Raw genomic sequence first — 13,071 nt, forward strand, 5'->3', positions numbered from 1 at the left:
GGCACCCTGGTCGAGCGCTCCACTCGCTACACGATGCTGCTTCACCTACCCGACGGGCATGATGCCGAATACGTCCGCGATGCGCTGATCGTGGCCATGCGCGAGTTGCCCTCGCATCTACGTGGGTCGCTGACGTGGGATCAAGGAGCCGAGATGGCCAGACACAAGCAGATCAGTGTTGCTACCGACATGGCCGTCTACTTCTGCGACCCGGGCAGTCCGTGGCAGCGGGGCAGTAACGAGAACACGAACGGGTTGCTGCGGCAGTACTTCCCGAAGAGCACCGATTTGAGCGTCTACGGTCCCGAGGACCTCGAGCATGTCGCCCAGGAACTCAACGGCCGGCCACGCAAGACGCTCGGCTGGGATACTCCAGCCGAGCGTCTGCGTGATCTAATCACCACCTATTGACAGGCAGTGTTGCGCCGACCCCTTGAAACCGCCGGCGCAGGAGGGGCCTTGTTCCCGCTTCGGGACAGTGTCGGTCGGTTGGTCCGAGTGCTTACGGGGTTCCGGGTGCGTCAGGAACAGTGCAGGGCACTTCGTGGGCACCGGCGTAGGCCGGATCGAGCGCCGACTTCAGCAGATACAGCGATTCGGGCAGCATCAGCATCGTCGAATGATCTGCGGGCGACGACGGGCACAGGTCCTGGACCCACTTGTTGTAGACCTCGGCCCCGGGGTCGGGCTCGAGGAACGAGCTCTCCGGAGGCGTCACGATCTCGTCGTGACGGGTCGCAATCGACGTGTAGGTGATTCCCGGCAGTGTCTCCGGTCCGTTGTTGAGGGCCGCGAGCACCCGAGAACCGATGAGCTGCTGCTGACCGGCGACACCGAGATTGGTGCCGGCGAACAGTGCCTGGGCGACGATGTCCTTCCCGTTCGTCAGACCGAGGATTGCCAGCGCCCCATACAGCTGCTGGAGCCCGTTGAAGGACGTGCCGTGGTTCGTTGCTCCGAGCATGACGAGGTTCTCGACCTTGTTGCGCGCCGGATCGACGGGATCGGCTCCATCTTCGAATTTCAGGTATTGCCGCGAAAGCATTCCACCCTGTGAATGGCCCACCAGATCGACCTTGTCGCTCCCGCTGTGCTCGAGAACCGCGTCGACGAAGTCCCGTACTTCCACCGCGGACTGTTCGATGTCGGTGACCCCCCAGATCGTCGTGGCGGGATCGAACATTGCCTTCGCGCCGCCGTAGTTCAGCGCGTACACGCAGTAGCCGAGGTCGGCGAGCTGCGGCGCGACGATCGGCCACGTCTGCATCATTCCCGACCCGGTTCCGTGTACGAGTACCACCGGGCGTGGATGCTCAGGGGACAGGACACAGTCGAGATCGTTCGTGCCTTCGGGACTGGGCCCCATAGTGGAGAGCAGCTCGGAGAGGCGGTTGTCGCTCGTAGCGGGGGAATCTGTGGCGACCTCGCCAGGAGGCAGGTCGGTGGCGGGCTGGGCGGACGCGATCGCGGGTGTGGTGGCCAGCGACGCCGAGACGGCAAGGGTAGCGGTGGCTGTGGCCACAGCGATCCGGCGCGCAAATTTCATCGGGGCTCCTCGGGCGGACAGCCGGGTCGTGGCGTATCCGTACCTGGTTGGACGCAAGTGAGATTAGCAGCGGCAGCCGTGTTCGTCCGGGAAGTTCAAGGTCATCCCTGTTGGGCCGCCCGTCGATAGCCGCGGATCGCCGGTACCAGGAACAGGACGAACATCCCGAGCGACCACGCCAGGGTTTTGATCATCGGTTCGGCCAGCGGCCCACCCACCGCGAGCGCGCGCATGGTGTCGATGGCACACGACATCGGCTGGTTGGCGACGATGGGCTGCAGCCAGGTCGGATAGGCCATGACCGGCACGAACCCCGAATTGAAGAACATGAGGAGGGTACACACGATCGACACCATCTCGACGAGCGGGATCTTGGTCGACAGGGTGGCCAGAACGGTCACCATCATGGCGAATCCCATCCCGAACACGATCGGCACCACCAACATCAACAGCGTTGCCGGGATGCCCTGCGTGAACCGGAAGCCCATGACGACGCCTGCGGCGAAGATCACAATCGAAGTGACCAGGACGCGAACGGCCTCGGCCATCAGACGTCCCACCAGTCCCGCTGATCGGTGGATCGGCAGCGTGTAGAAGCGGCTCAATAGGCCGGACTCGCGTTCGGCGCGCAACCCGACCGCGCTGACCACGGAACCGAACATCGCGCCGACCAACACGATCATCGGGACCGTCCCGAAGATCGACGGCTGCCCCGTCGCGGCCGTGATGCTGTCGCCGAGCACGATCCGGAACATCACCAGCGTCAACGCGGGATAGATCAATGCCTGGATCATCGTTGCCGGATCGCGGGCCCAGCGAAGGAGGAGCCGGCCGCACTGAAGGCGGCTGTGTTCCCACAACGCGGCGAAGGAGCCTTCGCCGACCACGGCATTCGGTGCCGGATATCCGAACGACCCGGTTCCCGTTCCCGTCGCAGTGTCCTGACTCATCGAGTCACCTCCGCCTCGTGTTCGCCCACACGGCAAGAGGTAGACACACCACGGTCAGCCCGACCAGCCACAGCAAACTCGGGAAGAACACCTCCCAGGTGACCCCACCATCTGCCATGTCGCGCATCGCGAACGAGAACTGCGAGATCGGCTGGTTGCGCACGAACGGTCGGATCCATTCGGGGAAACCCTGCTCGGGAACGAAACCGCACGACAGCATCCCGAGGATCAACTGTGGAAGCGTCAGGGCCTGAGATGTCGCTTCGGGGCTCTTGGAGAGGCTGCCGATCGCGTCGGCTCCCAGACACAGCACGAGGCTGATCGCGAGTGCCGTCACTCCGAAGAGAACCGCTTGTCCGAGTCCGGCGGTGAACCTGAAGCCGATCACGTAGCCGAATCCGATCGCGGCGAACAGCGAAATCACCGATCTCGTCAGCCCCGCCGTCATGCGCGAGAGCAGCGGCACGGTCGCGCCCACCGGCATGGTCTTCAACCGGGTGGTCAGCCCGGTCGTGGCCTCCTGCGCCGCCATCTGGGCTGCGGAGATGGCGGTGAACGCCATTGATTGAAGGACGATGATCGGCATCAGGAACTGCGCGTAGTCGATGCCTTGCATCTGCATCACGAACTTCAGCGGCAGATAGAACCCGAGGCCGAAGACGAACGGTGCGATGACGGCGATGATCAGTTCGCCGTATCTGGCCATCGTGCGCAGGGTGCGTCCGGTCAGCGCCGACCACTGGGACACCGAGTTCGGGTGGACACGGCGGTGCGAGCCGGACCGCCGGTCGGGAACGCTCACACTCGCGCCGCCGGGTACCCGGCCCGCCGGAAGATGCTCGGTGCGGGCCGTCACGCGCCCCCTCCCGCCGCGGCGGCATCGAGTTCGGAGGGCGTCGTCGACGCGCTGTGCCCCGTCAGCTGGAGGAAGACGTCGTCCAACGAGGGCCGCCGCAATCCGATATCGGCGAGTTCGATTTCGAGGGGCGAGATCAGTCCGAGCGCCTCCGTAAGGGTCGCCGCTCCGTCGGGAGCCGGGATGGACACTCGGTCGAAGTCGCCGGGTGCCGCGAGGTCGGCACGTGTGGACTCGGGGACGAGGGATCCGAGCGCGTGGACGATCCGTGGCAGGTCCGCCGGATCGACGGGGACGATCTCGCAGTAGCTACCTCCGGTCGAGGCCTTCAGTTCGTTCGCCGTGCCCCGCGCGATGACCGTCCCCTTGTCGATCACGATGATGTTGTCGCTCAGGACGTCGGCTTCTTCGAGGTATTGGGTGGTCAACAGGGTCGTGATGCCTTGTTTCTTCAGGGACTCGACCAGCGACCACACACCTTGACGCGACCGTGGATCGAGCCCGGTGGTCGGCTCGTCCAGGAACACGACCTCGGGCCGGACAACGAGCCCGCACGCAATGTCGACACGGCGGCGCATACCCCCCGAATAGCCCTTGACCGGTCGGCGTCCTGCGTCGACGAGGTCGAACTCGCGGAGCAGTTCGTCCGCGCGCAGCTTTGCCGAAGCCTTGTCGAGTCCCATCAACCGTCCGAACAGGACGAGGTTCTCCCGCCCGGTGAGAGTGTCGTCCAATGCTGCGAACTGCCCGGTCATCATGATCGAGCGCCGGACGGCCGCAGGGTTGGTCTCGACATCATGACCTGCAACGACGGCGCGCCCGCTCGAGGCTCGGATGAGCGTCGACAGTATCTTGACCATGGTGGTCTTACCGGCACCGTTGGGGCCGAGTACGGCGAGGACCGAGCCTTCCGGAGCTGAGAAATCGACACCGGCGAGTGCGTGAACATTTCCGAACGACTTGTGGACATCCTCCACGAGGACTGCATGGTCGTGGTTGCTTCGCATCCGCACTCCACCGTCGAACTCGGTCCCTGTCGGGATCGGTCATGGCCCGTCCAGCGGGGGTCCCCGCCTCCTGCGTCGAGATGCTACCGCTCGGGGGCGTTCCCGGCCGGATGTCCGAGAAGGCCGGTTCGAGATGAGATCAGGACCAGATGCCGATCTCGTCCAGATGCCGGACGAGGCGGCGTGCTCCGTCGGTGAAATGGTCCCGGGTCTCGGTTCCGGCCGTGTTCGGGTCGTGCTCGCGGAGAGCATCGAGAATTCGGTGGTGCGCTGCGACGGCCTCGACCCCCCATTCCTGGTCGGACGAATAGAAATGCGCGGGCGTGTATCGCGTCGCGTTGTGCAGGAACCATGCGAGTTTTCGTGCGGCAGCAGCCCGGTTGAGTGTGCGGTGGAAGGAGAACTCGAGGGTCTCGATACGTGCACCGTCGCCGATCCGAACCGCGTCGCTGAACCTGACGTTGATGTCGTCGAGTTCGGCGATCGTCTCGTCACCGATGGTTTCCGCGGCACGCGCGGCGAGCTTCTCGGCTATGCACCCCTGCAACCAGAACACGTCGTCGATGTCGGATCGGGTCAATGGTGCGACGACGTAGCCACGGTGCGGAACCAATTCGACCAGACCCTCGCCGCGAAGGGTGAGCAGGGCCTCACGAACCGGGGTGACGCTGACCCCTAGTTCGGCCGCAGTCTCGTCGAGCCGCACGAAATCTCCCGGGCGCACCTCGCCCGACATGATCCGATTGCGGACGAACGACGCCACATCATCCGATAGCTGGGGGCGCCGTCCCAGGCTGCGAGAGGAGCCGGACCGGTTGGGCGGGGGCATCGGCTTCTCCTGTGTTTCGTCATCGGTGTCGGGCGGGTCGAGAGGACATGTCGATCCGGGGCATTATCGCGTACGTCACCTTCTCGTGCTGTGAAATCTCACCGAAGGTGAATGCCCTCCGTCGACATCTGGGCATGCCCCGGTATGTCGATTCTGCGCTCACGCACCATCCGTGCTTCGCTGGGCAGATGGGTAGTGCATTCTCTCGCCGTCGGATGTTGGGTTCGCTCGCGGGGGGCGCGCTGCTCGTAAGCACAGCCACTGCGCAGCGTAGCCACGCCTCACCGGGCCATCGTCGCCACACGACACCGGGACACAGGCTCCCGGATCCGGGCACGGTCGATGCGACGGACCCGGCGTTGTTGAGCGCGGTGGAGGCCGCGAGTCTCCTGCACGCCGGCCGGTTGCATCCGAAGGAACTGCTCGATGCGTGCCTGGCTCGGACGCGGGAGTTCGACGGTCTGATCGGCGCGTGGGTCCGGTTGTATCCGGAGTTCGCGTACGCAGCCGCAGACGCGGCGGGGGAGAGGCTCACGCGGGCGAGGAGCGAGGGGACTCCCGCACCCGATGTCTGTGGTCTGCCGATCGCGCTCAAGGACCTTTTTGCGGTGTCGGGGCTGCCGCTCACCGCCTCGAGCAGAGTGCTCGAAGGGAACATCGCAGCCGGACACTCCGGTGTGTGGAACAAACTCGAGGACGCCGGTGCGATCCTCATGGGGCACGCCCACACCGACGAGTTCGCGATCGGTGTCGCGACGCCGCAAGTGGGAAATCCGTGGAACACCGAGATGTCGCCGGGTGGGTCCTCGGGTGGCAGTGCCGCGGTCCTCGCCGCGTGCTTCGCCCCGCTGGCGGTCGGCAGCGATACCGGAGGATCGGTGAGGTTGCCTGCGAGCGCATGCGGGATCTCGTCGATCAAACCCACCTACGGGCGGATCACCTCCCACGGCATGATTCCGCTGACCTGGACCCGCGACCACGTCGGTCCGATGGCGCGGAGTCTCGCCGACGCATCGATGATGTTGTCGACCCTCGCGACCGTCGACGTCGACGACCCGATCACCGCGCTCGGCCCCCCGGTCCCGGCAGGTGGCTATCCGCTGGCCGCGAAAGGGGGTGCGTCGCCGTTGGCCGGGATTCGGCTGGGACTTCCGCCGTCGGATCTCCCGCCGTCACTGCAGCCCCTGTTCGACGACGCCATCCAGGTCGCGCGTTCGCTCGGCGCCGAGGTGGTTCCCGTCATGATGCCACCGACTCCGACCTCGCTGGCGACGGGTGATGTGGTCGAGATGGGTTCGTACCACAGGCAATTCGCCGATCGGATCGGCCTGTATCGGCCGGAGCGGGTGGCCAGTGTGGGAGCCGCGGTGGCGTCGTTGGCGGTCCCGGTCGTGGACTACCTGATGCTCGAGCGCGACCGGCTGCGCTACCAGTACGACTACAACAGGCTCTTCACCGACAACGATCTCGACGCGGTCATGATCCCCGGGACTCGTGTGGACGGCGCGTTGCGCGAGGAGTTCCTCGGCGTGAGTGTGACCGAAGGCGTACCCGGGGAGGTGAAGTGGGCCAATTACTCGGGTGCACCGGTTGTGACGCTGCCGGTGGGACGGTCGTCGGCGACGGGAATGCCGTTCGGCGTGCAACTCGGTGCCAGACCCTGGCAGGACGAACAGATCATCGAAATCGGCCTCGAGCTGCAGGAAGCGATCCCGGTGTGGCGGGATGTGCCCGATCTGACGCCGGCGCCGGGAGCTGCGCCCGAAGTGTTGCAGGTCGCACCCGGCCCCGGTCCCGACCCGACCAACACGGCGGATGCGGCAGCACCGTTGCGGACGCCCCCGATGAACGCGATAGATTAGGACTTGCGTCGCGACCGGGGGAGCGTTCGCCGGAGTTGTACTCAGTGGCGAATTGCTGCATACTGGTCGGGTTGCCTTGACCGGGCCATGGATGTTTCGCGGCTCGGAACGGTGAAAGTAGTAACAGTCGCGGATCGAGCCTTACGGCCAGGTCGCGGCCACATGCAAGACGGAAGCAGCACCAACGTGCGCTCGTATGAGCGCATCCGGTCCCGTTCTGTGCGGTGTCGAAGCGAAAATTTCGGCACCGAGGAATGAGCGACGGAGCGACACGCCCGACCGCGTGGACCGGAGAACAATGACAGATGAACAGCGGCAGCGGATCGGGTGAGCCCGGATCGCTATGTGTATGAGTGCTGTTCTCGGTCGCCGTTCCGTTCGGAACTGTGCAGACGAGGTGGTTCCCGATTCATTCGGGTGCTACGAAACGCGGCAAGAAAAGGACACTAAGCGTGGCGGGACAGAAGATCCGCATCAGGCTCAAGGCCTATGACCACGAGGCGATCGACGCATCTGCGCGAAAGATCGTCGAGACGGTCACCCGTACGGGTGCCCGCGTGGTCGGCCCGGTGCCGTTGCCAACGGAAAAGAACGTGTACTGCGTCATTCGCTCGCCGCACAAGTACAAGGACTCGCGCGAGCACTTCGAGATGCGTACTCACAAGCGGCTGATCGACATCCTCGACCCGACGCCGAAGACGGTCGACGCACTCATGCGCATCGACCTCCCGGCGAGCGTCGACGTCAATATTCAGTGACTTACAGCGAGCTTGTAGAAGACGCAGCGGAGAGAACAGATGACTAACCAGATCAAGGGAATCCTGGGCACCAAGCTCGGCATGACCCAGGTCTTCGACGAGAACAACCGGGTCGTTCCGGTGACCGTCGTCAAGGCCGGACCGAACGTGGTCACGCAGATTCGCACCGAGGAGCGCGACGGCTACAACGCCGTGCAGCTCGCATTCGGCGCCATTGCACCGCGCAAGGTCAACAAGCCGGTTCGCGGCCAGTTCGACAAGGCCGGCGTGACCCCGCGCCGCCACCTCGTCGAGCTCCGTGTCGAGGACGCCTCGGAGTACGAGGTCGGCCAGGAACTGACCGCAGAGGTGTTCGAGGACGGCGCATTCGTCGACATCACGGGCACCTCCAAGGGCAAGGGCTTCGCCGGCACCATGAAGCGTCACGGCTTCTCCGGTCAGGGCGCTTCGCACGGTGCGCAGGCTGTGCACCGTCGTCCCGGTTCCATCGGTGGCTGCGCCACCCCGGGCCGTGTCTTCAAGGGCACGCGCATGTCCGGCCGTATGGGTAGCGACCGCGTCACGACGCAGAACCTCTCCGTCCACAAGGTGGACGCCGAGAACGGTCTGCTGCTTATCAAGGGCGCGATCCCCGGCCGCAAGGGCGGCCTCGTGATCGTCAAGACTGCAGTGAAGGGTGGTGCACGGGCATGACCAGCACCGAGACCGCAACCAAGCTGACGCTGGACGTCAAGGCTGCAGGTGGCAAGACCACCGGCACCGTCGATCTCCCCGCTGAGATCTTCGACGCCCCGGCGAACATCGCGTTGCTGCACCAGGTGGTTGTCGCGCAGCTCGCTGCCGCACGCCAGGGCACGCACTCGACCAAGACCCGCGGAGAGGTCCGTGGCGGCGGCCGTAAGCCGTACCGCCAGAAGGGCACCGGCCGCGCACGTCAGGGCTCGACCCGTGCACCGCAGTTCGTCGGCGGCGGCACGGTCCACGGCCCGCAGCCGCGCGACTACAGCCAGCGGACGCCCAAGAAGATGAAGGCAGCCGCCCTGCGCGGTGCCCTCTCCGACCGGGCGCGCAACGAGCGCATCCACGTGATCACCGAGCTCGTCGCGGGTCAGACCCCGTCGACGAAGTCGGCGCGCGCCTTCCTCGGTGAGCTCACCGAGCGCAAGAAGGTGCTCCTGGTGGTCGGCCGTGCAGACGTCGCCGCGTGGAAGAGCGTGCAGAACCTGCAGAACATCCACGCACTCGCACCCGATCAGCTGAACACCTACGACGTCCTCTACAGCGACGACATCGTGTTCAGCGTCGAGGCGCTCAACGCGTTCATCCACGGGCCGGCCGAGTCGGCTCAGGAAGTCAAGGAGGAGAGCAAGTGAGCACGATCGCCGACCCGCGCGACATCCTGCTGGCTCCCGTCGTCTCCGAGAAGTCCTATGGGCTGATGGAGGAGGGCACCTACACCTTCCTGGTCCACCCGGACTCGAACAAGACGCAGATCAAGATTGCCGTCGAGAAGATCTTCGGCGTCAAGGTGAGCAGCGTCAACACCGCCAACCGTCAGGGCAAGCGCAAGCGGACGCGGTTCGGTTACGGCAAGCGCAAGGACACCAAGCGCGCGCTCGTGACCCTGACCGCCGACAGCAAGCCCATCGAGATCTTCGGAGGCCCGGTCGCCTAGGCGCCGGAACTCGCGAGAGATAGAGGACGAGAAGACTCATGGCAATCCGTAAGTACAAGCCGACAACGCCGGGCCGTCGTGGCGCCAGTGTGTCGGACTTCGCCGAGATCACTCGGTCGACGCCCGAGAAGTCGCTGATCCGCCCGCTGCACGGTCGCGGTGGTCGTAACGCGCACGGTCGTATCACGACCCGGCACAAGGGTGGCGGACACAAGCGCGCATACCGCTTGATCGATTTCCGTCGCAACGACAAGGACGGCATCCCGGCCAAGGTCGCTCACATCGAGTACGACCCCAACCGCACCGCCCGCATCGCGCTGCTCCACTACGTGGACGGCGAGAAGCGCTACATCATCGCCCCCAAGGGCCTGGTGCAGGGCGCTCCGATCGAGTCCGGCCCGACGGCCGACATCAAGCCGGGCAACAACCTGCCGCTGCGCAACATCCCGACCGGTACCACCATCCACGCGGTGGAGCTGCGTCCCGGTGGCGGCGCCAAGATGGCCCGTTCGGCCGGCGCGAGCATCCAGCTCCTCGGTAAGGAAGGCACCTACGCCACGCTGCGTATGCCGTCCGGCGAGATCCGTCGCGTCGACGTGCGCTGCCGCGCAACCGTCGGCGAGGTCGGCAACGCCGAGCAGTCGAACATCAACTGGGGCAAGGCCGGCCGTATGCGCTGGAAGGGCAAGCGCCCGACCGTCCGTGGTGTGGTCATGAACCCCGTCGACCACCCGCACGGTGGTGGCGAGGGCAAGACCTCGGGTGGCCGCCACCCGGTCAGCCCGTGGGGCAAGCCCGAAGGCCGCACCCGCAAGAACAAGGCGTCCGACAAGCTCATCGTCCGTCGCCGCCGTACCGGTAAAAAGCGCTAGTCAAGGAGGGAGTTAGAGAATGCCACGCAGCCTCAAGAAGGGCCCGTTCGTCGACGACCACCTCCTGGCGAAGGTTGACGTCCAGAACGAGAAGGGCACCAAGCAGGTCATCAAGACCTGGTCGCGCCGTTCCACGATTCTGCCGGACTTCATCGGTCACACGTTTGCCGTCCACGACGGACGCAAGCACGTTCCGGTGTTCGTCTCGGATTCGATGGTCGGCCACAAGCTCGGTGAATTCGCACCGACCCGTACGTTCAAGGGCCACATCAAGGACGACCGGAAGAGCAAGCGTCGATGAGTACTGAAACCACAAACCCGAGCGCTCGGGCTGTTGCGCGCCACGTGCGTGTGACCCCGATGAAGGCGCGCCGCGTCGTCGACATCGTCCGCGGAAAGTCCGTCGAGGAAGCCCTCGCAATCCTGAAGTTCGCGCCGCAGGCCGCGGCGGAGCCGGTCGCCAAGGTGATCGCCTCGGCAGCTGCCAACGCGCAGAACAACCTGAACCTCGACCCCAGCACGCTCGTTGTTGCGACGGCGTATGTGGACGAGGGCGCAACCCTCAAGCGGTTCCAGCCGCGTGCGCAGGGTCGCGCGTTCCGTATCCGCAAGCGGTCGAGCCACATCACCGTGATCGTGGAGAGCATCGGCTCGAACTCGTCTCGTAACCGCCGGAAGGGAGCTCAGTAGTGGGCCAGAAGATCAACCCGCACGGCTTCCGTCTGGGCATCACCACCGACTGGAAGTCGCGTTGGTACGCAGACAAGCAGTACGCGGACTACGTGAAAGAAGACGTCGCGATCCGTAAGTTCCTGGCCTCCGGCCTCGAGCGTGCAGGTATCGCGAAGGTCGAGATCGAGCGCACTCGCGATCGTGTGCGTGTGGACATCCACACCGCACGTCCGGGCATCGTCATCGGCCGCCGCGGCGCCGAGGCCGATCGCATCCGCGCCGAGCTCGAGAAGCTGACCGGCAAGCAGGTTCAGCTCAACATCCTCGAGGTCAAGAACGCCGAGTCCGAGGCTCAGCTGGTGGCGCAGGGCGTCGCGGAGCAGCTCTCGAACCGCGTGGCGTTCCGCCGGGCGATGCGCAAGGCCATTCAGTCGGCAATGCGTCAGCCCAACGTCAAGGGCATCCGCGTGCAGTGCTCGGGCCGCCTCGGTGGCGCCGAGATGTCGCGCTCGGAGTTCTACCGCGAAGGTCGCGTCCCGCTGCACACGCTGCGCGCGGACATCGACTACGGCCTCTACGAGGCGAAGACCACCTTCGGTCGCATCGGCGTGAAGGTCTGGATCTACAAGGGCGACATCGTCGGTGGCCGTCGTGAGCTCGCTGCTGCTGCAGCTGCTCCCGCTGACCGCCCGCGCCGTGAGCGTCCGAGCCGCCCGCGTCGTTCCGGCGCTTCGGGCACCACCGCGACGAGCACCGAAGCGGGACGGGCAGCCGACGCCCCGGCTTCGGCAGAGAACAAGGAGGGCTGACGCAATGTTGATCCCCCGGCGGGTCAAACACCGCAAGCAGCACCATCCGAGCCGTTCGGGTAACGCCAAGGGCGGCACCCAGGTCGCCTTCGGCGAGTACGGCATCCAGGCTCTCGAGCCGGCCTACATCACGAACCGGCAGATCGAAGCCGCTCGTATCGCCATGACCCGGCACATCAAGCGTGGCGGCAAGATCTGGATCAACATCTTCCCGGATCGCCCGCTCACCAAGAAGCCGGCCGAAACCCGCATGGGTTCCGGTAAGGGTTCGCCCGAGTGGTGGGTCGCGAACGTCAAGCCCGGTCGCGTGCTGTTCGAGATGAGCTACCCGAACGAGGAGATTGCTCGTGAGGCCCTGCGCCGTGCGATGCACAAGCTCCCGTGCAAGTGCCGGATCGTGACGAGGGAGGAGCAGTTCTGATGGCTACCGAAACCCCCGCCGCAGAACTCCGCGAGCTCACCGAGGAAGAGTTGACCTCGAAGCTTCGTGAGTCCAAGGAAGAGCTGTTCAACCTCCGCTTCCAGATGGCTACCGGTCAGCTGGACAACAACCGACGACTGCGCACCGTGCGTAACGAGATCGCTCGTATCTACACGGTTCTGCGCGAGCGTGAGCTCGGTCTGGCCACCGGCCCGGATGCGGGTGACGTGGCATGAGTGAGGAAAAGGCAGTGACCCAGAACGAAGAGCGCGCGAGCCGCAAGGTCCGCATCGGCTACGTCGTCTCGGACAAGATGGAAAAGACCATCGTGGTCGAGCTCGAGGATCGTGTGAAGCACCCGCTGTACGGCAAGATCATTCGCCGTACCACCAAGGTGAAGGCACACGACGAGAACGGTCTCGCCGGCGTCGGCGATCGCGTGCAGCTGATGGAGACCCGTCCGCTGTCGGCGTCGAAGCGCTGGCGTCTGGTCGAGGTGCTCGAGAAGGCCAAGTAGGCCTTCAACACCTCGTGTGACGAAAGTCCTCGGCCCGGCATCCATTTCGGATGCCGGGCCGAGTTCGTGTTCGGAGTGCGGGTGGGTGCGCGAAGTATCGTGCGACACACCTGGATCCGGCGCCGGGGGCGAGCTCACAGTTCGCTAATTTGCCCTGGGTGCGGTATATGGCCTACTCTGGACGGGTTGCTTCGCGGGACCCGTGTGTCTTTCGCGCGTGCGCCGTGAGCAGCCGACGACCGCGTACGTCCAGGTCGGAAATCTGACGTACATACCAATCCAGGTCAAGGAGACGTA

At 65.2% G+C, this 13,071-nt stretch carries 18 protein-coding genes; 13 read left to right on the plus strand and 5 right to left on the minus strand.

Features of this window, described 5'->3' with window-relative positions; genetic code table 11:
• Window positions 1-411: IS30 family transposase (locus tag Q7514_RS31455; RefSeq protein WP_330137167.1), on the plus strand; the 411-nt coding region annotated here is incomplete at its 5' end.
• A 91-nt stretch (window positions 412-502) separates the two neighbouring features.
• Here Q7514_RS31455 and Q7514_RS31460 read toward each other — a convergent pair.
• The 5 genes from Q7514_RS31460 to Q7514_RS31480 form a co-directional block, all read right to left on the minus strand.
• The gene (locus Q7514_RS31460; protein WP_330137168.1) at window positions 503-1,546 is read right to left on the minus strand and encodes an esterase/lipase family protein; all 1,044 of its coding nucleotides are present in this window, start codon (window positions 1,544-1,546) and stop codon (window positions 503-505) included.
• Between the two features lie 101 nt (window positions 1,547-1,647).
• Window positions 1,648-2,496, minus strand: coding sequence for an ABC transporter permease (locus Q7514_RS31465; protein WP_330137169.1), 849 nt, complete (start codon window positions 2,494-2,496; stop codon window positions 1,648-1,650).
• A 4-nt stretch (window positions 2,497-2,500) separates the two neighbouring features.
• Window positions 2,501-3,352, minus strand: a complete 852-nt coding sequence (locus Q7514_RS31470) for an ABC transporter permease (RefSeq protein ID WP_132471075.1) — start codon at window positions 3,350-3,352, stop codon at window positions 2,501-2,503.
• Complete coding sequence (locus Q7514_RS31475; RefSeq protein WP_330137170.1) at window positions 3,349-4,359, minus strand: ATP-binding cassette domain-containing protein; 1,011 nt, start codon at window positions 4,357-4,359, stop codon at window positions 3,349-3,351. Before Q7514_RS31475 ends, Q7514_RS31470 begins: the two co-directional genes overlap by 4 nt.
• 139 nt (window positions 4,360-4,498) lie before the next feature.
• Window positions 4,499-5,188, minus strand: coding sequence for a GntR family transcriptional regulator (locus Q7514_RS31480; RefSeq protein ID WP_330137171.1), 690 nt, complete (start codon window positions 5,186-5,188; stop codon window positions 4,499-4,501).
• 188 nt (window positions 5,189-5,376) lie between these two features.
• Between Q7514_RS31480 and Q7514_RS31485 the strand changes: the two genes are divergently transcribed.
• The 12 genes from Q7514_RS31485 to rpsQ all read left to right on the plus strand — a co-directional run bounded on the left by Q7514_RS31485 (window position 5,377) and on the right by rpsQ (window position 12,774).
• Entirely contained in the window at window positions 5,377-7,050 is a 1,674-nt protein-coding gene (locus Q7514_RS31485; RefSeq protein WP_330137172.1) for an amidase, read from the plus strand.
• Window positions 7,051-7,502: 452 nt separating this feature from the next.
• Window positions 7,503-7,808, plus strand: coding sequence for a 30S ribosomal protein S10 (rpsJ, locus tag Q7514_RS31490; protein WP_003938093.1), 306 nt, complete (start codon window positions 7,503-7,505; stop codon window positions 7,806-7,808).
• A 39-nt stretch (window positions 7,809-7,847) separates the two neighbouring features.
• Complete coding sequence (gene rplC / locus Q7514_RS31495) at window positions 7,848-8,501, plus strand: 50S ribosomal protein L3 (protein ID WP_132471072.1); 654 nt, start codon at window positions 7,848-7,850, stop codon at window positions 8,499-8,501.
• Complete coding sequence (gene rplD, locus Q7514_RS31500) at window positions 8,498-9,181, plus strand: 50S ribosomal protein L4 (protein ID WP_330137173.1); 684 nt, start codon at window positions 8,498-8,500, stop codon at window positions 9,179-9,181. Before rplC ends, rplD begins: the two co-directional genes overlap by 4 nt.
• Entirely contained in the window at window positions 9,178-9,483 is a 306-nt protein-coding gene (rplW, locus tag Q7514_RS31505; RefSeq protein WP_054719983.1) for a 50S ribosomal protein L23, read from the plus strand. The genes rplD and rplW overlap by 4 nt, the downstream gene beginning before the upstream one ends.
• A gap of 38 nt (window positions 9,484-9,521) precedes the next feature.
• Window positions 9,522-10,355 carry a 50S ribosomal protein L2 gene (rplB, locus tag Q7514_RS31510; protein WP_054719986.1) on the plus strand — a complete coding sequence of 278 codons (834 nt, stop codon included), beginning with the start codon at window positions 9,522-9,524 and terminating at the stop codon, window positions 10,353-10,355.
• 19 nt (window positions 10,356-10,374) lie between these two features.
• Window positions 10,375-10,656 (plus strand): 30S ribosomal protein S19, encoded by a 282-nt coding sequence (rpsS, locus tag Q7514_RS31515; protein WP_054719989.1) that lies wholly within the window; start codon window positions 10,375-10,377, stop codon window positions 10,654-10,656.
• Complete coding sequence (gene rplV / locus Q7514_RS31520; RefSeq protein ID WP_132471070.1) at window positions 10,653-11,045, plus strand: 50S ribosomal protein L22; 393 nt, start codon at window positions 10,653-10,655, stop codon at window positions 11,043-11,045. The genes rpsS and rplV overlap by 4 nt, the downstream gene beginning before the upstream one ends.
• A complete protein-coding gene (gene rpsC, locus Q7514_RS31525) occupies window positions 11,045-11,836 on the plus strand; it encodes a 30S ribosomal protein S3 (RefSeq protein ID WP_132471069.1) in 792 nt (263 codons plus the stop codon). Before rplV ends, rpsC begins: the two co-directional genes overlap by 1 nt.
• A gap of 4 nt (window positions 11,837-11,840) precedes the next feature.
• The gene (rplP, locus tag Q7514_RS31530; RefSeq protein WP_330137174.1) at window positions 11,841-12,257 is read left to right on the plus strand and encodes a 50S ribosomal protein L16; all 417 of its coding nucleotides are present in this window, start codon (window positions 11,841-11,843) and stop codon (window positions 12,255-12,257) included.
• Complete coding sequence (rpmC, locus tag Q7514_RS31535; protein WP_054716697.1) at window positions 12,257-12,493, plus strand: 50S ribosomal protein L29; 237 nt, start codon at window positions 12,257-12,259, stop codon at window positions 12,491-12,493. The genes rplP and rpmC overlap by 1 nt, the downstream gene beginning before the upstream one ends.
• On the plus strand, window positions 12,490-12,774 hold the full coding sequence (gene rpsQ, locus Q7514_RS31540) for a 30S ribosomal protein S17 (RefSeq protein ID WP_330137175.1): 285 nt from the start codon (window positions 12,490-12,492) through the stop codon (window positions 12,772-12,774). The genes rpmC and rpsQ overlap by 4 nt, the downstream gene beginning before the upstream one ends.
• Window positions 12,775-13,071 lie beyond the last annotated feature (297 nt).

The sequence above is a fragment of the Rhodococcus artemisiae genome (assembly GCF_036327795.1).
In the GTDB taxonomy this organism is placed as follows: domain Bacteria; phylum Actinomycetota; class Actinomycetes; order Mycobacteriales; family Mycobacteriaceae; genus Rhodococcus; species Rhodococcus artemisiae.